The following is a 19250-nucleotide window of genomic DNA, read 5'->3' as shown; positions in this document are numbered from 1 at the left end:
GAAGGCTAAGTTTGCGGACAACCCGCTTACCTCAGATCTAATGCAGACTTATTAGAATCTGACAAGACCGTCCTATATTGATCGCTTACGGTATAAGTGTTCGTTCGATAAAGGACAACATTGATGTATCCAGGCTAGACACCGTTAATATAGTCCACGCGAATTAATCAAAATTCTATCAAGGATCGTGTAACAGCAACCTGTAGTGAGTTGGATGTAAAAGCTACTGATTTTTCAACCTTTTTTATGTATAATACCGTCGCGGTAAAACCGTACGTTACTTGGTATACAAACACAGTCACGTTAACCCCTTTAGACTCAAGCCCTAAAGGGGTTTTTACACATCGATGAGGGGATTATTAAGGCACCGCCTTAATGTAAGCGGAGCGAGACGCCTGAAAGCTGACACGTGCATTTTGTGGCAGTGGTTTTTCTCCCTGCCAAGCCGCTTTTTATTATCAAGACAGTTCTTATTCGGTGTTCCGCCTAATATGCTGTTAGTGCTCAAGGAGAAATAGGTATTGAACAAACCTGAGGCAATTGAAAGGCTTGAAAACTTAAAGGAGAGAGCTAGCCAATTGGCTAGTTCTCTTCGAGGGAGTCAGGACTTCAAAAAATGGCGTAGAGATACAGAAGTGGCCATAGAGCGAATTTTTGGTGAGGGCACTAGGCACTCAGAAGACTTTACCGATATTCGTTATTCTTTAACAATTTTTACATCAGGAACACCTGATTCAGCCTTTGATGACGCTTATCGTAGAGGTGTAAGAACAGCTATTTCAGTATTGGAATCTCTAATAGATGAAGTGAAAGATTACTGGGAAGACGAGCCAGAATCTCATGTTAAAGAGTTATCCGCCATTGATAAAGTTGAATTGCTTATTCGCCGTTTTCATAAAGTGGCGCGACAACTTCGCTCTAGATACGCATCGAGAGATACAATAGAAATTGAAGATGAGTATGATGTTCAAGACTTATTTCACTCACTACTCCGTATTTATTTCGATGATGTAAGGGCAGAAGAATACACTCCAAGCTACGCAGGCGCTGCGTCGCGTGTAGACTTTTTGCTTAAAGAAGAAAAAATAATAATCGAGATAAAGAAAACAAGGCAGGGTTTATCGGCGAAAGAGGTCGGAGAGCAGCTTATAATAGATTCTCAACGATACCAGGCTCACCCTGACTGTAGCACTCTTGTTTGCTTTGTTTATGATCCTGAAGGAAGGGTAGCAAATCCTCGAGGGATTGAAAATGACCTTACAAAAGAGCTCAATGGAGTGCCAATTACAGTATTTATCACTCCTGAGCACTAAAGCACTAACAAGCGGTTGCTGTCGGACGGGCAAAGAAGAGCGTACCACATATCTGGTTGCCACCGCGGCACTAAAACTGATTTCAGTCCAAAAATGCGTTAGGCCAGTGCTTTTTGAGCTCTCTATAATTAGCTTACGTTACAACTGGAAAGAACTATTTAGCACGCTGAATCATATATAGTATGATGAATATATGGAACAGTGTGTTTATATTAATCAGAATACTTTAATTTCTTGTAATTTGTAGTTATCAAACGGTTTGGTCAAAATGATCTCAAATTCCCATCGTTCACCTGGATTCAGAGTGCTGACTACGTCTGGAGATTCTTCTACTTTAACGCCTTTATTATAAGTGCTGTAAGTAATAAATACACTTCCAAGGGGGGTGTCTGATACGTTTGTTGCAATACCTTTTAGGGAATACATTCCTGTTCTAGTTTGTTCTAAATTTACATTAGAAATAGTGATTAGGTCTGAATTGGCAGATGCAAACAGGGGAAGAATAATAAGTAAAGTAAGAATAAATTTCATTGTAAAACCTCATAAGTGTTGGAATTTAGTGTTCATAAATTATACTAAGCCTATAATTGTTTTACTTCTTTTATAATTTACATTTGTGATGACGTATGCATTATTATGGATATAGGTTATACCTTACTTGTAAATTAGGGGTTAAGTCTCTTGGGTTAGATCCAGAGTGTTTACTGTCACGGTTAAACCGTAGGTAAACTAGGTATACAAACACAGTCACGTTAACCCTTTAGACTCAAGCCTTAGAGTTTTTTTGGATTATTAAGGCTTCGTCTTAATGTAAGCGGAGCGAGATGCCTGAAAGCTGGCATATACACTTCGTGGCAGTGGTTTTCCTCCCTGCCAAGCCACTTTTTATTTTAAAATGCCATTACCACTGAGTTTAGATTTACTGGTAAAAGCTTAGTGATCACTGGTAATAATTCGCTGATTTAGACCAAAAGTTTACCGCTTTGGCTATATTGTTTACCAATAACAGTTTTTTCTGGTAAATATAAGCGCCAACATTCACTGTAAACACATGGATGTTTACCTCTTTCCCTGCAGAGATGAATTATGGACCAACCTACTCAAAACCCAAATGTCTGCGACAAATGCCAGCCAATTAAAAACTATTTTCTTTCTGATACTGGAATGTGTGGCCGGTGTGGTGAAGTAAGGGACTGCTTTGATGCCGAACTGATTGCTTATTACCAACAAGCTGGCATCGAGGATGAAGAATTCATCTGGCTCAAGTTGCCTAGGCTTCGAGGTTGGAATGCTCATGCAAAAGAGGGGATTGATGCAGCGCTATTTTCCTGGTCTGAAATAGAACGAGAAGTAACAAGTGCCCTTAATGAGAGTTAAGGGCGGTATCGTTCCTAGTTAATATCAGCCCCAATAATAGTTAGCGCAATATTATCCTTGAAGTAAATTACTTTCACTTTGCAATAGTTTTGCTAATGACAAACATCACAAATTAAACGAGTCTTGTTAAACAGTGCGAAATGTAACTTATTTCGCACTAGTTAGTGTAGGTTTATCTGTTCATGGTTAACCCATACTTTCTTTCTCGTTGTTCGAAGGCATAGCCACCACCCTCAAGAATCTCACATACACGAGTTCGGATACTATTGGCGGAACTTATAGGGCCATCTTCAACGGCTCCAGATTGATAACTGAGAACTTCGCTTTCATTGTTCGCGATCACGATCTGTTCAGCGTCGCTATTCACCACCAAGTTAGCATTGTGAGTGACGATAATTACCTGACGGTACTTTTTGATTCTTCGAAACAGAGGTACTAACTGCTTCATTATGAAGTCGTTGTCCAAATCATCTTCTGGTTGGTCAAATATGAATGGTGAGCCAAATGGGTCCGTTGCCAGCTTGAGACATACATAGAATGTTCCTCGTTGCCCCACTGAAAGCTTGTCTACAGTTTTGTCTTTGTATTTAAACTCTGCATTGACGTGAAGGTATGTTTGAACTCTATGTGGTTTATAGAGGTATTCTAGCAATTCGAACCTGCCTACTTGGTTGAAGTACTCATCCCTCCAACAAAAGTCCTCTAGAGATATAGGTGTGTCACTCTCAGGGATCTCGATGATGATTTCATTCATTAGTAGCTTGAAGAAGTCATCAATACTGTGGATATTGAAAGTCTGCTTGAGCTTGTCTAGAGGAGGCTGGTTCGCTGTACCTCTAAACTTGCCCCCATTTAGACAATTCAGTAGACCGGAGTAAAACGCTTTTAGATTAAACGACTGCGAACCATAGATGTTGATGTCGGTTAGTATGTCTTGTACCAATTGATTCTGTTCTTGGTTCCAAGTGTCTTGGTGTTGATTTAGCTTATTGAAGGCAGAATCTATCGCATGTTTCTGATTATTTTGGAAAGCTTGGTACTGTTGAGCAAAAATCTTACGGTCATTTACCAGAGTGAAATACTGATCATTCTTTTCTTTGATTTCTTTTAGCTTGTTGTTAGCTGCATCTATTTGAGTCTGGCACTCATTCACTTTGTTGAGCAGTGACGAAATGTCTTGATTGATACCCTGCTTCTTAAACTCTTCAGTTATTGTTTCGTTTTCTTTAGCTAAAGCCGCTAAGTTCTGGCTCAAAAGATCTATGTTGCTCTGAAGAGCTACTACTGTAGCAGAATAATCTACATTCGGAACAGGCGTCGTTAGCTGAGGGTTTGTACTGATTTTGCTTATAGATGCGTTTAACGGGTCTATCGAGATCTTTATGTTGTGTAGCGTTTGGCTGCACTGATTAACGAATTGATTAAACTGGTTGATGCTCTGAACGTTGCGCTGGTACTGTTCTATCAGCCCTTTGTTTTGGGGATTGGTAAGAGTCTTGATTAGCTCAATGTTGTAGTTGATGACATTCTGTTGATGACTCTCATTGTTAATTCTGTTTCCCTGAGAGTCGGTAGTGTTTCTGTAATCAATATAAGCTCTGTATTTTGCTAGGCAATCTTGAATGAACTGAGTTTGAGTTTGGTCAAATGTAGCATCATGAAGTCCTAGCATACGTTTGATCTCATTGCTCAATTCGTCCGGTTTTTGGCTTATATGCTGGATGTCTCCCTGACTAACATGAAGGTACGAGTAGACATTTGCAGGCTGATTGAAGAGTATCTCCGAGTCATCTCCTTGGTTCAAAGTGATCGTAAGGCCACCTGCCTCTACAGTTCTTAAACCTGGTGTTGTAGGGGTATTTGGGAACTTAGAACGAATAGAGTCAAGCAGTATACTCTTACCGGTCCCTCGACCTCCGATAATCGCAACCATGTTTTTGTTAAGTAGCAAGGTCGCTGTTTTGAATTGAAGAGTTTGACTCGGGAAAAGGGTACCATTCAATGAGATTGATTTGAAATATGGCTTTTGGAAGCTTCTTTCTACGAAGTCATCCACGATTTGTATGCGTTCTTCCGGTTCAATCAGAACTTGTCTCAGCCCTTCAAATGTACGTCTTGCTTTAACCCAAGAGTATAGTGTTCCAATATCTTGCATTGCGTGTGCGTCGGAACAGGAGAACACGGGTTTAGGCGGTAGATTTGAGCCTCTACTAGATAGGAAGAATGCACGATCATTTTCTGTCGTTCCGAAAATTAAATCACCAAACTTATCAATTTCTTTCGCTAAAGCGAGAGATCGACCTTCTTTTATGTCTGGTCTGAACCCACCATACCCATTTGGGCAGACAACCATAAAATAGTCGATACCTCGTTTGAAGTTCTGCGAAAGGTGTTCTTCAAGTTCGGCATAATCAATAATGACCTCTTCGACCTTCACCGCGTGGTGCTTAAGGCTTGCTTGTTCACAGTAGATAGCACCATGCGTTAGAGTCGTGTTTTTTACCCTAAGTTTTGACATAACATCGTTTATTTGGGCGGTGCTTAGGTGCTCTGCGAAAACACAGTGTATGTTGATGAACTCACTATCTTTATTTGGCTGTGAGATTCGAAACTCTAAGTTTCCAAGAACTTTGATATTGAAACCGTTCTGCTGAATAGCTTCACGAACTTGCTCAAGTTCATTGTCAGCAAAGAAGAAGTAATTAGTGATGCCAACTAGTGAAAGCCCTGATTCGTTTAACTTATTGGCATATTCATCGAGAGATGCAGCACCGAATTGGTTGTTTTGATGTGTGAATGGGCTGTGTATGTGTAAGTCCCACTTGTTCCAAGTTGAGCCTATCATCGTGGTCTCTTTATTGTTTTTTTAATGCCACCGATTATATATGTAATAACCGCTTAGTTGTTGATCTAGTCGACAGAGTTAGCTCAAATTAAGCTAACTCGACGCTGGGACTTTGGGCGTAGACTCTAGATTAAACAGTCTAGAGTGTTGTTGATGACGCGTGGTGGGGATATGTGGGGTCTGTATAAACTTTATTTGGTCACCTTACTTTTCCTAATACCACTATCCCCCTTTAGAGTCTTAGCACTAACAAGCTTCTGTCTATAAATCAGTTTCAGGGCCTAGTAATGACAGGGCCTAGTAATGAAAAATGATAGATTGAGTTCGTAAAGTAATAGATCTGCGCATATAAAGGCTGAATATGAATTTGCGACTTGAGTCACAGATAACTGTAACTGCATATCTATACTGTTTTTTCATACAGTAATAGATTGCAGGTAGGTGGCAAATGCGAATTGAACTTATGCTCATAAAAGATCGTTTACCAAAAAATGGTCTTGCAAAAGTAACAGAAAAATTTACAACACTGATGCAGCGTCATTATCCTGATGCACATGTAAGAGTAAGGTTAGGAAATGCAAATGATGTATCAGTGCAAGCTGGACCTAAGAACAGTAAGGCGGATATAGTTAAACTGCTTGAAGAGATGTTCGAAGATGCTAATGACTGGCTTAATACGGAAAATTAATGGCGGATAATGGAACAAATTTCACTAAATGTGATATTAGATATTGATTAAAAGTTATACCAGTTTTTATTCAGAGTTATGCACTGATTTTGTGAATAATTATAAAAGGATTAGCTGTAATGAGATTGATTCTAGGAATGATGTTTACTGCTTTAATAGTTGTTCCAGCTAAGGCTAGTGACGGTTTAGAGCGTGTGAAAAGTCAGTATGATGTTCCAACAACAACAGATCGGTTAATTGATATATCTGAAATGAATGGGTTAACCGTTTTTAACCGAATAGACCATGGAAGGGGGGCAAAAAACGTGGGGATAGACATCGCGCCGTCAGAGCTGTTAATCGTGGGTAATCCAAAGGCTGGTTCTTTGCTAATGAAGTGTTCATCTGTGAGTGGTATAGATTTGCCTCTAAAGTTCCTAGTGAGTGAGGTTGATGGAAAGGTCTGGATTTATCACAACAAGCTTGAATACATCAAATCTAGGCATCAAATTGAAGGATGCGATAAGGTTATCACTGCAATATCTAGCACATTGATGAACATTGCTAATAAAGCTGCAATTTAAAGCGCTGAAATAACTTTGAACATGCTGTTTTCACTGATAATATCAAAAAGTGACCAATAGTATTGCTCATTTACTGCTGTCACAGTCGAAGCGACTTAAATGCTAATCGTCATTTATGACGTATCAATATTTGGTTAGCTGGTAATTAAATATTGATGGATAGTTAAGCCAATTAATCCTGGTCAAGATCATCAAGGTCTTGGCCAGTGATTATCTAGAGTATCTCCTCAAAAACTGCCTTTTTTAATTTGCATTCCAGAACGACTCTGTTAACCTAATTACGTTCAATAGTTGCTCACTGACTTATAGTGTGAAGCACACGGCAATAGCCTTAAATGGCCCCACGAAATGTGTCGCGTTCGGTGTTAACTCGCTGATTGGGGTGTCCTTAACTTAGCTTCTTTCTTAAGAATTGAAGCACCGATGTGTATTCATCGGCCTTAACTTTTGTTATCTACCTTATGGGAAAATCATATCCCATAAGGGTTGTGATCTTTCTCGCCTATTATTTGGAGAATAATCATGACATGGATACACAAAGTACACTTAGCCTAAGCGTTACGGGTTGGTTTCCTTCGTTCATTTATGCTCATAAAAAGGGATAAATTGAATGTTGTGCTAACTCAGCTGTAATAAATTAGACGCGTAAACCGTTTTACTGTTCTTCTGTCGAAGGCAACCGTGATAGAGACTCTCTCGTTATAGTGGCGAGTGATGATTGCTTTTTCATAGAGCGTTTGATGTTGAACAAACTTAACTTCACCCGTAAGGGTGTTTACTTGCTCGGCTAAACAGGTGTTTAGCTGAGCTATTATTAATTTGGATTTAAAGGAGAGTATAGGCAAAAAGAAGAGCGCTAACCCTGCGGGGAAAGCAAAGCAGAAACAGGCTTACTGTTAATTCGGCATTTTAATGTCGTCACCGAAGGGTGTGTACTTACGATTTGATTAGTTATTGAGATTATTAACGTGCTTCTATGGTGTTAAGTATCGGTTAGCTATTTCAGGCCTGAAATGGCCCATTTCCTGACTTACAATACATTGTTTGTCTTCATGATACATGCCTTGAATACCATTATTCATACGTTCTTGTGCATATGAAAACCTAACTCCATGAGCGCCATGTGACCACCCTAATGTTTTTATTGCTGCTTTAGAGAAAGAGCGAGAAAACTTATGTCCGCCCGATAGTGCATAATGTTGTAAAACTTTTTTTGAATGTCGGTCTTTTATTAAGACAGGAGTATTAAGTCGTCTTTCCTCTAAACGTTGTGATAGTTCATGAGAAATAACAACTGTTCTACTTAAGCCGCCTTTACCAGTAACAATATACCGAACACCATCTCGTCCAATAAATAAATCATCTCTCCATTTTCGATGAGAAGATGGTAAAGCTTCATTTGCTCGTCGAATAGTCAAAAGTTCAAATGCTCGGAGTCCTGCATTAAATGCAATTTCAGTAGAAAGTTTAGTGTAAGCGCTTTGTCTTGACATGATTAATTCGACTTGTTGTTGGGTATAAGCTCTGTTTGATTCAGATTTTGGCTTTACCGTTTTTTTTATCTCAGTAACCTGCGCCAATTTATAGTCCGGTGTTAATTTAGCTAAAATCCTTTCTAACATGAGTCGCTCAAAAGCTAAGCTTTTTTGGCAAATTCCCTTTTCCCTTCTATCTTCAAGATATTTCTGCGCCAGTTCAACCGTAATATGCTTTAGCCGTTTTACTCCCATTTTTTCTGCGGCAAAGGCGGCTTTTTCAATGTGTTTGTAAAAAGAACTGTGGCTTCGTAGTTTATCTGGCTCATTAGCTTTATTACTTCCCAAACCGTTGTAATGTTGATTAAAGAAGCGAAAGGATTGGCTTTGCAGATTTTTCTTAATTTTGTCAACTTTCATTATTCGTGCTCCAGACTCCACTTTCTAACTCTTATACTAATAGCTTCTGGTGTCATGGTAATCCCTTTCCTTGTAGACAGCCAGTAAGCTATTCCAGCAAAAGTGACATTAGCATGACGCAATAGAAGAATATGTTGTTTATACGGGTCAAGTTTTGACTTGTATAAGCGGCATTTCTTGCGAACGGCTAATTCATGCTTAAGTAAATCAATATCGTTCTGGTGCAGAACGTGTTTATTTACGTTGTGGCTGAGTTTATTATGAACCAAAATTTTGCGCCAAAATGGTATTTCCGAAATTGTGACCATAATATACTGGCGAAAGCCTTGCCGCAACTGCTCTCCCTATGGGTTCGCCAGCGGTGGACCCAGAGGGAGAGCTTTGCACTTGGAGCAGTGTTATGGAGGCTTTATCTTTTGAGATGTTATTAATTGGCGCAGCATTGAAGGAGGGGGCTTTGTGAAAAGGTGCGGTTTATTGCCAAATAAACGTAGCTTTGAATAAAAAAATATATTGTGTATTGCATCAATGCATTATAATAGCTATCTGTTTCAATCTAATTATGGAATGTGTAATTGAACGAGAATGTTAAAGATATACCAGATGGTTGCGAGGTGTCGTGGAAGTATGATTCTAACGAGTGGTGTGAATTTGTAATATTGGAAGGTTTCATGCTTACATTGCGAGTGGTGAATCTATCTAATCACTCATTAGAGTGTATAGCTGTCTTAACCAGTTGCAGTAATTGGGAACAAGAACGCCATAAACTTAATGGCAAATGTTTATCAGCGATTAAACGTGAAGTGTTAGTTTGGGCGAGAAAGAAGATTGTTGAGATAAATGAATATGTGGGCGATGAATAATTAAGGGTGATGCGTGAGTGATGTAAAATATTTTAATCTTATTGAAACAATAGTTGTGGATTCTTTATTGTATCTTTACTTGTCTGTTTCAGAATTGAAAGGGTTTGTGTCTCGGGCGAAAAGAAATGAAATTCTAGTTCGATACATTAAACCTAAATTAAAAGACGGGAATTGTAAAAACGCAAAAGTAGAATTGAAGCGACTGCTTATTATTGGGCGGAGTAAGGGTGGTGATTTAGAAAAGAAGCTAAACGATATTCATGCTCATGTTTTAAAAGAAATGGGAAATGTAACTGATGCTCAACGCCTGTTTGATTTATTAGAGATAATGAAGTATCAATATAAAATAGATTCTCGGTTTATTATTGAAAATGAAGTGCGTAAACCTCGATTTATTTATCTGTTGCAAGCTCATATAGAAAACTGCTTTGGTGATGATGGTGAGCAGGTTGCGCCAATATCATTATTTCTTGAGTCACCGAAAGCGAATGAGTTAGAGGGAATGGTTAATAATACGGGTTTATTTATTGCTGAGGTTCATGAGATTAATGATACGATGCAGCAAGTCCATCTGTTATTACATCCAAAGAGTCGAGTCGGTGAAAGTAAAAAGAAGTCGTCGCCATCATCAAATATGCCAAATGCTTCGCAGGATTGAGGTGTTTGGTATATTGCTGTTTTGTTTAATGCCATTAATCTTGTTGATTACGGGTGGTCATTATTTTGTGTTTTTGCCATTGATGTGGGCGATACACTGTGGAGTGTATTTGCTGTTGTCGAATGAGGTGGCGGTCGGCTATGGGCTGGTTTATAAGGATAAGTCAGCAGCGCTACGGGAGTTGCTACCTTTCTATCGCTTTTCAGAGGTTTTTGTTCCTAGCGCGGTATTGTATGGCGCAATATTAATTATTTATTTCAGCTTTTGATCTTCGTCATTGTGTATTTCCGTTACTCAGGTATAACAGAGTAATCGCGAAATACTGGATGGATAACCACCATGACACCATTAACACCTCGCCAGAAGCAAGTTTTTCAATTCATCAGGCAGCAGATTGAAGATACCGGTCTACCACCTTCTCGATTGGAGATAGCAAAAAAAATTGGCTTTAAATCTGCGAACGCAGCAGAAGAGCACATTAAAGCTATCGCTAGGAAGGGCTATATTGACGTTACCCCTAAAACATCTCGTGGTATAAAAATCAGTGATCAGTGGAAGCTAGCATATGAGAATAAACTCGGGTTACCGCTTGTTGGTCTTGTGGCCGCTGGCGCGCCTATCACTGCAATAGAGCATATTGAAGATCGTTATAAGGTAGAGCCTACAATTTTTCATCCAGCGGCCGATTTTTTGTTAAAAATTCGTGGTGATAGCATGAAGAATATCGGAATGCTTGATGGTGATTTATTGGCCGTGCATAAAACTAACCGGGCTAAGAACGGACAGGTTGTTGTTGCTCGGATCGAGGATGAGGTGACAGTGAAGCGGTTTGAAAAAGTGGGGAATACCATTTTTTTACACGCTGAAAATGAAGAGTATGAGCCGATAATCGTCAATCTACTGCTGCAAAAGCTTTACATAGAGGGGTTGGCGGTAGGTGTTATTCGTAATAGCGGTTGGTAGTGGGGGAGGCGTGGTTAAGTGTGGGGGTAATGCATTTTTTTATTGCATAATTGTAACTAGGAAGGTTTGCAAGCTTAAATCATAATAAATACATCTAAATTTACGACAGAGCAAACTCTATATAGGGGTTCTACGCCGGAACCCCAGAAAATTCCGTCACGAAAGCTAAATGTCACTGGGTTTATATCATATTGAATAAGTTACGGGTTATGTGACAGGTTTTAGTGTCAAATTTGACGTTTTATTGATTGTCACTCAATCCCTCGTTTACGTGACAAGCCCCATGATAGCTAGATTCGGAAAAATCTGGGATTCCCGTCTAGAACCCCATATAGGTAAATATGAAATTCAGATTAATTGCGGCAATAGTACTTTCATTGAGTGTTACAGCCTGCGGTAACGACAATTATTCTACTTGCGCAACTCTAGCGAGCGGTTGTATTGATATTTTCGATGCAGGGAGTGGTAAATTATTTACTAATTCACCTTCAGTAGCTTACCTCGACAGTATTGGAGGCAGTCCAGCATATTCAACTTGGGCTGTAGACGGAACACGTGGACCGTCCGGCAGGTTCTACCTTTTCGACTGGAACAATGCAAAGAGTTTGTGTGATACCTATAATTCGCACAGTCTCGGAGGGCGAACTAACTGGCGTCTACCTGCACGAGACGAGTTGATGGGATTGTTTTACAGTTTTGGTAATATGTTTATTGCACGCGGTTGGCCAACTGATGGCACTTATTGGTCGATTACAGCGGATGATTCCAACTATTATGACGTAGATCTCGGTACTGGCTCTGTAAGTACCACTGAGCCGAACAGCAAAAATGATCACCCACTATTGTACTCAACCTTCACAACTCACGCTTCCTGCATCTCAAATCCTTAGTATTTGATGTTGTTTTTTTACTTCATTTTACTTAGGAATTGCATTTAGGAAGGTATGGTGTAACAGAGTTTCAGCTTTTGATCTGGGGTTTTTATGGGAAGAAAGGGGAGGCGTAGTAAGAAAAAATTAACTAATGGATTTAGTTGCGCTTTAAATGCTGTAAATCAAAACTCAAATCCCCTGCAATTGACGACTAGTAAAGGGTTCGATACGAACCGATTATCTGGGGCGAAATTGCTTATGTATATTGTCGTTAATGGGTTTATTTGCAGCTTTTTTTTAAATGAAGTGCTTGCTTTAATAGAGAAGGAAAATGCGCTAGCGAAAGTTTTCTTCATCATGATTCCTCAACAAGTACTGATAACGTCAATGTTTTTAGGAATTATTTTTGTTTTCGCAGAAGTTTTGCTCGTACTCATACTCGTGCGCGGCGAATGCTATGTTGGTCGGTTATTGGTCAGTAGGTGTGTCCAGTCTTTTTTTGTAAGTGTGTTGTTTGGTCTTTTTTTAGGTGGGCTGTGGATTAACTGTTCCATAAATGCGAATCTTAAAAACTATAACTATGTGCAGTGCGGTTACATTGCCAAAAGTTCTGTTAAGTTTCCGGAAAAACTATATGTTCGTCATCCGATTACGTGTACAACATTAATCAAAATGCAAAAATTCAGAGATTTACAACTTTAAATAGTCATTGTTTTGTTCATGTTTTAAAGCCTTGGGAAGCTGGCATTTCCGATAGGAATGCACTGTTTTCGCTAACCCGCTTTCTACTGCTTTTTTGGACTGTGCGTAGTGAAGCTATGATGAATTCGAAAAAGTGCTGTTCTGAAACCTTAGTCGTAAGCTTCACTCATAAGCGTTTAGCCACTCAATTTCACATCGTCGCAAGCGACACTGCTCATTAAGTAGCGCCAATTGAAATTATGAAACATCACTTAAGTAATGTTCAATGTTTATGTATACCGTAATTAATGTTTTGCGCTGTTATTCTAGCGCCTTATTTTAGGTAACCAACTATCATACATGATTTAAATAAATATTTCGCTACTTAGAAATGTTTATTTTCTGCAATTCTAATCGGTATTTTCCTGTCCTTTTTCTGTACCGTCTCTTCATCTTAATTATGGGGAGAACATCATGGGCAATACTTCTGCCTTAAACAAATTCAATATCGCGACACGTCAATACGTCCGTCTCATTATTAGAGCAATGCGACAACTAGACGAGCCTGTGAGCGCATCAAGCGTTAAGGCTTATTTGCGTCAAACTGACGTGCTTTTCGTCAACTATTCCATGCTTGTCATATCAAGACAGAGCGATATCCCCTTCGTATATACCGGTGAACCTACCGAGAAAACCGTGGCGCTACTCGTTGACCACTTCAATACCAATCCATGTGATGACTCTTTGCTGAATGATTTCATTTGTGTGTGGCACGAACTCGATGCGGCCTATCGTGAGCGATTAGCGGTAGATGGGGCGCCGCTTATTGAAGAGTTACTGGACTTTCGCCGCGCTGAAGACATCGAGCAGGTGCATTAATCAAACTTAATTTGTAAACCCAATTTACTCACATAAAAAGGAGCCTTTCATGGCCAAATCTAGCTTCACATTTACGGGCAATATCGGTCAGCAACCAAAATTAACGTTTCAGCCGGCTAATGAACGCAGTAACGGTCAACAACGTCCGTTGTTGTCATTTAATGTCAAATACGATCGCCTAGTTAAAAGTAATGAACCAGGTAAAAACTACGAAGATAAAGGTGGTTTTTGGGTGCGTGTTGATTACTGGCGCAATAATGCAGAGTTGTTGAACAAGCTGTTATGTAAAGGGATGCAAGTTCAAATTACAGGCGAACTACGAATGGACTCGTGGCCAGATGCAGAAAACCCAGGACAAACACTAACAGGAATGGCGATTACTGCAGACAATATTGCCATCATGCCGACAAGGTTGCAGTCCATCACTATGGCTCCGCGTCAGGGCGGACAAGCACAGCAGCATCAATCGTCTCAACAGTCAGGGCAGCAGTATCAACCTCAGCAGCAAAATGCTCAGTCAGCGCCAGCTGATGAGTTTGATAATTGGGATGAAGATTTTCCTTGTTAACGGGGTGATTCTCAGTGCCGTTTACAGCGGCTAAGGCAGGTGGTCATTGTGAGTACACGAAAATGGTTGGCGAATATTAAGCAACTCTTACGTCAAGAGGGGATTTGTAATCCTACTATTTCGTTAACCGGTAAGGGACACCGAAAAATCAGCGCAGACAATTTGGCTTGCGATGTGTTTACGGCCTCTACTCCCAGTGACTACCGCGCTATTCGTAATTTAAGGCGGCAATTAAGGTTGTCTAAAAATGATGTTATTTGAGCAAACACCTTCCTTGAGTGTATCAGCATCTTCGTTGGTGAGTGCTGAACTGGAAATTCCTGTTTTTGTGCTCGTTCATGCAAGTGAAAGTGCCTCGTCCAGAGTTGGATTATTGCCGAGAGAAGGTGGTTCGCAGTTCGAGCGTGGTGATATTTCGCCGGAACAAGCGGCGTTGTATTGCTTGCTCTTTGCTGAAACGCATTTCAGCTTGCCGCTTTCTATGCATGAGCTCACCGAGCTGTTAATCCGCTTTTATGATTACGAGCCGGTGGTATTGGATGAGTATGAGGCTTGCCTTGATAAATCACTCAATGTCAGTGATGGAAAGCGCTTAATCGAAGTGGATATGTACCAGGCGAGGGAAGAGGGTTGCGCGCATTTACAAGCCTTATTGAATACCCCTTTTTTATATCGTGAGTCTTTATATAGCGCGGTGTTCGCGTTATCAAATACAAGGCTGGAGATAATATAAATGCAAGTCTATCTGTGTGAAAAACCGTCACAGGCGAAAGATATCGCAACCGTATTAGGTTGCACCCGAAAGGATGGTGTTTTTTCCAAAGAAGGGGTGATGGTCGTGAATGCGATTGGGCACCTTCTGCAGCAAGCTGACCCACAGGATTATAATCCTGACTTTGAAAAGTGGAATATGGCAGATTTGCCGATTATTCCTGGAACTTGGAAAATGGTCGTCACCCCTAAAACTAAGGCGCAGTTTGCAGTCGTAAAAAAGGCGCTCGCTAAAGCAACGGAAGTGATTATTGCTACTGATGCGGACCGTGAAGGTGAGGTGATTGCGCGAGAAATACTCGAATTTGTTAATTATAAGGGTGCTATTCGCCGGTTGTGGCTCAGTGCGCTTGATGAGGCGAGTATCAGAAAGGCGTTAGGCGCCTTACGTGCAAATGCTGAAACCGAGAAGTTGTATGACGCAGGGCTTGGCCGTAGTCGCGGTGACTGGCTTATCGGTATGAACATGACGCGACTATGTACATTGCTGAGTCGTGCGGACGGTTACAGTGGTGCGCTGTCAGTTGGTCGAGTTCAGACGCCAACATTACGGTTAGTTGTTGATAGAGACCGTCAGATTGAACAATTCTCGCCAGCGGCCTATTACGACGTGACCGGCTTATTTAGTGCAGCAATCCCGTTTAAAGCTAAATGGCAAGCACCTGAAAATGTTTGTGATGAACATGGACGATGTTTGCAAACGCAAATTGCGGACGGGGTTATCGCTCAATGCCAAGGGCAGAGCGGTATCGTGACAACATTTGATACCAAGCGGCAAAAGGCGAAACACCCCGCACTTTATTTTCTAGGTTCATTACAAAAGACGATGTCTGCCAAATACGGTTATGGCGCGAAAGACGTGCTGGATATTGCGCAGTCACTATATGAAAAGCACAAGGTGACGACCTATCCAAGAACAGACTGTCCTTACTTGCCGTTATCTCAACATGGTGAAGTGGCTGCAATTATCGGTAAGTTAAGTGCCGTTCCTGCTTTTGCTGGGTGGTGTTCAGGCGCCAATCCTCAAGAAAAAAGCGCGTGTTGGAATGATAAGAAAATTACGGCGCACCACGGCATCATCCCTTTGCCTATTACCCCTAATCTCGAAGCAATGAGCGAGAAAGAGCGCAATCTGTATTTAGCGATTGTGCAGCGATACCTTGCACAGTTTTATCCGGTAGCGGAAGACGATGCGACCACTGTTGAGTTAACCGTAGGCGCACATCGGTTTAAGGCAAACGGAAAAGTCGAGCGAGTAAAAGGTTGGCGAATCGTTACGGGGAAAGAAGAGGACGACACAGTAGAGAGTAATAGTTTGCCTCAACTGTCTATTGGCCAGTCTTTACCAGGGCAATATCAGCGCGACGACAAGAAGACAAAGCCACCCTCAAGGTTCACCGAAGGTACGCTTATTGATGCGATGTCTAATATTGCCAAGTTTGAAACTGACCCAAAGCTCAAATCGATTTTGAAAGAGACGGCGGGTATAGGTACAGAAGCCACGCGAGCAAACATCATTGATACGTTAAAAGCGCGAGGCTTTCTTACTGTTAGCGGTAAACAATTGATAAGCGATGCTACCGGTCGTTCACTCATCGATGCGTTACCTGATGTGTTAACGAGACCGTCAATGACAGCCCTTTGGGAGCAAGCCCTTGATGATATCGCGCTAGGGAATGGCTCACTTACTGATTTTATGGCGAAACAGCAAGGGTTTGTGACGCAATTAGTGGCGCTGTTCAAACAAGGTCAGTACTCGCTCAAACTCCCTAAAATCGAACAAGTCACAGCACCTTGTCCTGCATGTAAAAAGCCAATGAAATTATTAGACGGTAAGAAAGGTAAATTCTGGGCTTGTGAAGATAAAGACCATTGCGGCTTATTGCTTAATGATGACCGTGGAAAGTTACCTAAAACGGCGCCATGCACTTGTACTAAGGGCGTGTTAGTGCGCAAAAAAGCGAAAACCAAAGGGAAGTTTTGGTGGGGTTGCTCTGCCTTTAAATCGGGTTGTCAGCGCCGGCTATTTGATAATGAAGGTAAGCCTGGCAAAGAGATGGACCGCAGTAACGAACTGGTCCAGTAGGGGCCTGTTCTTAACAATGAGTAATTTAACTGGAGTCATCGATATGGAACAAAATACGTCAGAAGCTAAATGTAGATCAAAAACACCTGATGTTATTGGTATTCAGATGCATTTCTCATGCGAAAGGCTTAAATCTTTAAGAGAAATGATTGATTCGAATCGGTACTGTTATAAAGAAGCAAAGATTAATCGTTTGGAAATGGAGGCGGCAGAACTTGAGTTTATGCTTTCATCAACCGCAACAGATGTCTTCCTGAAAAATTGCCCAGATCCTTTTTTCGATATGGGGATATCTGTGGTTTCCAAGGAAGCGTTACCTTACAGAGATGATGAATACCATTCCTATAGTAACCCGCGCTATTGCACCAATGAACAAAACTATGAAGTCATTGACCAGCTAAAAAAATCGGCGAGTCCTGAGCTTGAAGCCTTGCTTGAGTGGATGATTAAGCATGAAGAAGACGGATGGATCATTGTAGGGGTGTTTGATCTCGAAATTGCGGGACTTCCTATCACTGGTAAAGGGTTTTGTTTGTCATTTTCAGAATATATTTTTGCTCGTCAAGAGAGTGATCCAACATATATCCCACGTGAAGAAGGAAAAGTAGCGTTTGATGACAATAAGTTGAAAACTGATAATCCGTATGAGCCTTCAACAGTTTCTTTTGATGCTTGGTTAGAAGGCTGGCAACAAGGTCACCAAAATAAACAATGGGGAGACTTTCATGCTGCTCGATTGGAGGGCGAATAATGTTGAAACCACGTAAGCAATGTAAGCGCGTTCCAATAACACTTGAAGCTGGTCTATTGAAAGTGCTTAAAGGAAGAGTGCTGCTCTATGACTGTATAGGTGAAAACAGTGCCGATATGTATTACACCGATGCTGGTGAATTGATAAATCAATACCACCTTAAATTTTTAGTTTTCGAAGCACTTTTACAGCGTCTTGTTGATAGGGGAGTACTTGAGTATGGCTGTTCTGCATGGGTGATTACAGGTGATAAAGCGGCAAAGATAAAGGAGATGAAACTACCTCGTGCGATTGGCCAATCTCGACTAAAGCGAGCTAATAAGGAACATAGACTCTGCACAGAAGATGAGCGCCGTTCTTTAACCGGTTGGATGGCTGGATTGGAAGCATTTTATTGTGGTGTATCAACTACTGACAACCCTTATGAGTCGAACTCTATTGAATATCAAGGTTGGCTTGGAGGGTGGCAGGGTTCCTATGAGTTGGATGATGAGATGAGAGCCTGGCACGAAGGGCTTGAAGCGTTCAATAATGGCTGTTTAGACAAAACGAACCCCTATTTTGACACACCAGTTAAATCAAGACTCTGGCGTGATGGATGGTTTACAGGTGAGGGGGTATGTGGTGGGAATGGTAAAGTTAAAACTCAACTTTTTTGAATGGTGCCAATGTGTTACCATCAAATTATAGACAAGAAAAAGCCCAACAAATTGCTGGGCTATTCTTACTTTCGTATGTCTACAAGTGGAGGCTTACGCCCACGATTCTCGTAGCTAGTTTTTCAAGGATAAAACAATATGACGGATACGTCAATAAGCATTGATTCTGTCGTTAGGACGTTAACTGAATCGAGGGTAAGCACCTATGTTAATGCAATCGAGGGCGAGTGTGTTGAAAAAGCAATTGTTCTTTATGGTTGGAATGGGCAAATATCTGCTGCACTTCTATGGCCTTTGCATGTTTGTGAAGTAGTTACTCGAAATGCTGTTCATGAGGTGTTTACTATTGAATATGGTGATTGCTGGCCATGGAATCGAAACTTTGAGTTGAGCCTTCCAAACCCTAGTCGAGGGTATAATCCCAGAGCTGACTTGATTAATTCACGAAGAGGCAAAACGAGTGCTGGTAAAGTAATCCCTGAGCTTAAATTTGTTTTCTGGCAAAAAACTTTTACTCGAAGAAATGATGTGCGTTTGTGGGATCCTCATATTTTGGCATTATTTCCTTATCACCCTAAAGGGATTGGTGTTTCAGAGTTTAGACTTAATATTTATGACACTCTGGAGTCAATCAGGCTTCTTCGTAACCGTATAGCTCATCATGAACCTATATTTTCTCGTGACTTAGAAAGTGATTTCAAAAAAATCCAATCATTGCTTTCTTATCGTTGTGTTGATTCTAATAAATGGATGATGACGGTAGAGTCAGTGACTCAAATTCTTTCTAGACGGCCTTAACCCTGCTCACTATGAGTTAT

General features: G+C 40.8%; 21 protein-coding genes. 17 read left to right on the top strand and 4 right to left on the bottom strand.

All coding sequences use genetic code 11. From position 1 onward, the window contains the following. Window positions 1-521: 521 nt before the first annotated feature. Window positions 522-1313 (top strand): PD-(D/E)XK nuclease domain-containing protein, encoded by a 792-nt coding sequence (locus tag L2748_RS12510; protein WP_220780174.1) that lies wholly within the window; start codon window positions 522-524, stop codon window positions 1311-1313. Window positions 1314-1529: 216 nt separating this feature from the next. On the opposite strand, the gene L2748_RS12505 is transcribed toward L2748_RS12510, so the two are convergent. Beyond that, window positions 1530-1844, bottom strand: a complete 315-nt coding sequence (locus L2748_RS12505; RefSeq protein ID WP_220780173.1) for an FxLYD domain-containing protein — start codon at window positions 1842-1844, stop codon at window positions 1530-1532. A gap of 555 nt (window positions 1845-2399) precedes the next feature. Here L2748_RS12505 and L2748_RS12500 point away from each other — a divergent pair. Then, window positions 2400-2690, top strand: coding sequence for a hypothetical protein (locus L2748_RS12500; RefSeq protein ID WP_220780172.1), 291 nt, complete (start codon window positions 2400-2402; stop codon window positions 2688-2690). Between the two features lie 172 nt (window positions 2691-2862). Here the strand turns inward: L2748_RS12500 and L2748_RS12495 are convergent, their stop codons facing one another. Continuing rightward, window positions 2863-5535 carry a TrlF family AAA-like ATPase gene (locus L2748_RS12495; RefSeq protein ID WP_220780171.1) on the bottom strand — a complete coding sequence of 891 codons (2673 nt, stop codon included), beginning with the start codon at window positions 5533-5535 and terminating at the stop codon, window positions 2863-2865. Between the two features lie 448 nt (window positions 5536-5983). Here L2748_RS12495 and L2748_RS12490 point away from each other — a divergent pair, with 448 nt between their 5' ends. Both L2748_RS12490 and L2748_RS12485 read left to right on the top strand, forming a co-directional pair. After that, window positions 5984-6223, top strand: coding sequence for a DinI-like family protein (locus L2748_RS12490; protein WP_220780170.1), 240 nt, complete (start codon window positions 5984-5986; stop codon window positions 6221-6223). Between the two features lie 119 nt (window positions 6224-6342). After that, a complete protein-coding gene (locus L2748_RS12485) occupies window positions 6343-6786 on the top strand; it encodes a DUF302 domain-containing protein (protein WP_220780169.1) in 444 nt (147 codons plus the stop codon). Between the two features lie 974 nt (window positions 6787-7760). Here L2748_RS12485 and L2748_RS12480 read toward each other — a convergent pair. Beyond that, complete coding sequence (locus tag L2748_RS12480) at window positions 7761-8681, bottom strand: site-specific integrase (RefSeq protein WP_220780168.1); 921 nt, start codon at window positions 8679-8681, stop codon at window positions 7761-7763. Next, on the bottom strand, window positions 8681-9016 hold the full coding sequence (locus tag L2748_RS12475; RefSeq protein ID WP_220780167.1) for a hypothetical protein: 336 nt from the start codon (window positions 9014-9016) through the stop codon (window positions 8681-8683). The genes L2748_RS12480 and L2748_RS12475 overlap by 1 nt, the downstream gene beginning before the upstream one ends. Window positions 9017-9256: 240 nt before the next feature. Between L2748_RS12475 and L2748_RS12470 the strand changes: the two genes are divergently transcribed. The 13 genes from L2748_RS12470 (at window position 9257) to L2748_RS12410 (ending at window position 19230) form a co-directional block, all read left to right on the top strand. Next, entirely contained in the window at window positions 9257-9544 is a 288-nt protein-coding gene (locus L2748_RS12470) for a hypothetical protein (RefSeq protein ID WP_220780166.1), read from the top strand. A 13-nt stretch (window positions 9545-9557) separates the two neighbouring features. Further along, window positions 9558-10202 carry a DUF2913 family protein gene (locus L2748_RS12465; protein WP_220780165.1) on the top strand — a complete coding sequence of 215 codons (645 nt, stop codon included), beginning with the start codon at window positions 9558-9560 and terminating at the stop codon, window positions 10200-10202. A gap of 339 nt (window positions 10203-10541) precedes the next feature. Then, a complete protein-coding gene (gene lexA / locus L2748_RS12460; protein WP_220780164.1) occupies window positions 10542-11165 on the top strand; it encodes a transcriptional repressor LexA in 624 nt (207 codons plus the stop codon). Window positions 11166-11506: 341 nt separating this feature from the next. Beyond that, window positions 11507-12055: an Lcl domain-containing protein gene (locus L2748_RS12455; protein WP_220780163.1), complete on the top strand. Its 549-nt coding sequence runs from the start codon at window positions 11507-11509 to the stop codon at window positions 12053-12055. 93 nt (window positions 12056-12148) lie between these two features. Continuing rightward, complete coding sequence (locus L2748_RS12450; RefSeq protein ID WP_220780162.1) at window positions 12149-12739, top strand: hypothetical protein; 591 nt, start codon at window positions 12149-12151, stop codon at window positions 12737-12739. 453 nt (window positions 12740-13192) lie between these two features. Continuing rightward, window positions 13193-13597: a hypothetical protein gene (locus L2748_RS12445; protein ID WP_220780161.1), complete on the top strand. Its 405-nt coding sequence runs from the start codon at window positions 13193-13195 to the stop codon at window positions 13595-13597. A 49-nt stretch (window positions 13598-13646) separates the two neighbouring features. Continuing rightward, entirely contained in the window at window positions 13647-14165 is a 519-nt protein-coding gene (gene ssb, locus L2748_RS12440) for a single-stranded DNA-binding protein (RefSeq protein WP_220780160.1), read from the top strand. 48 nt (window positions 14166-14213) lie between these two features. Further along, entirely contained in the window at window positions 14214-14426 is a 213-nt protein-coding gene (locus L2748_RS12435) for a hypothetical protein (protein ID WP_220780159.1), read from the top strand. Then, entirely contained in the window at window positions 14413-14898 is a 486-nt protein-coding gene (locus L2748_RS12430; RefSeq protein ID WP_220780158.1) for a hypothetical protein, read from the top strand. The genes L2748_RS12435 and L2748_RS12430 overlap by 14 nt, the downstream gene beginning before the upstream one ends. Next, window positions 14899-17022: a DNA topoisomerase III gene (locus L2748_RS12425; RefSeq protein ID WP_220780157.1), complete on the top strand. Its 2124-nt coding sequence runs from the start codon at window positions 14899-14901 to the stop codon at window positions 17020-17022. Between the two features lie 16 nt (window positions 17023-17038). Further along, complete coding sequence (locus L2748_RS12420; protein ID WP_220780156.1) at window positions 17039-17773, top strand: hypothetical protein; 735 nt, start codon at window positions 17039-17041, stop codon at window positions 17771-17773. Next, window positions 17773-18432 carry a hypothetical protein gene (locus tag L2748_RS12415; RefSeq protein ID WP_220780155.1) on the top strand — a complete coding sequence of 220 codons (660 nt, stop codon included), beginning with the start codon at window positions 17773-17775 and terminating at the stop codon, window positions 18430-18432. The genes L2748_RS12420 and L2748_RS12415 overlap by 1 nt, the downstream gene beginning before the upstream one ends. A gap of 138 nt (window positions 18433-18570) precedes the next feature. Beyond that, complete coding sequence (locus L2748_RS12410) at window positions 18571-19230, top strand: hypothetical protein (protein WP_220780154.1); 660 nt, start codon at window positions 18571-18573, stop codon at window positions 19228-19230. The last annotated feature ends 20 nt before the right edge of the window (window positions 19231-19250 follow it).

Source organism: Shewanella sairae, assembly GCF_023283535.1.
Lineage (GTDB): Bacteria > Pseudomonadota > Gammaproteobacteria > Enterobacterales > Shewanellaceae > Shewanella > Shewanella sairae.
This window is presented reverse-complemented; position numbering and strand designations above follow the sequence as displayed.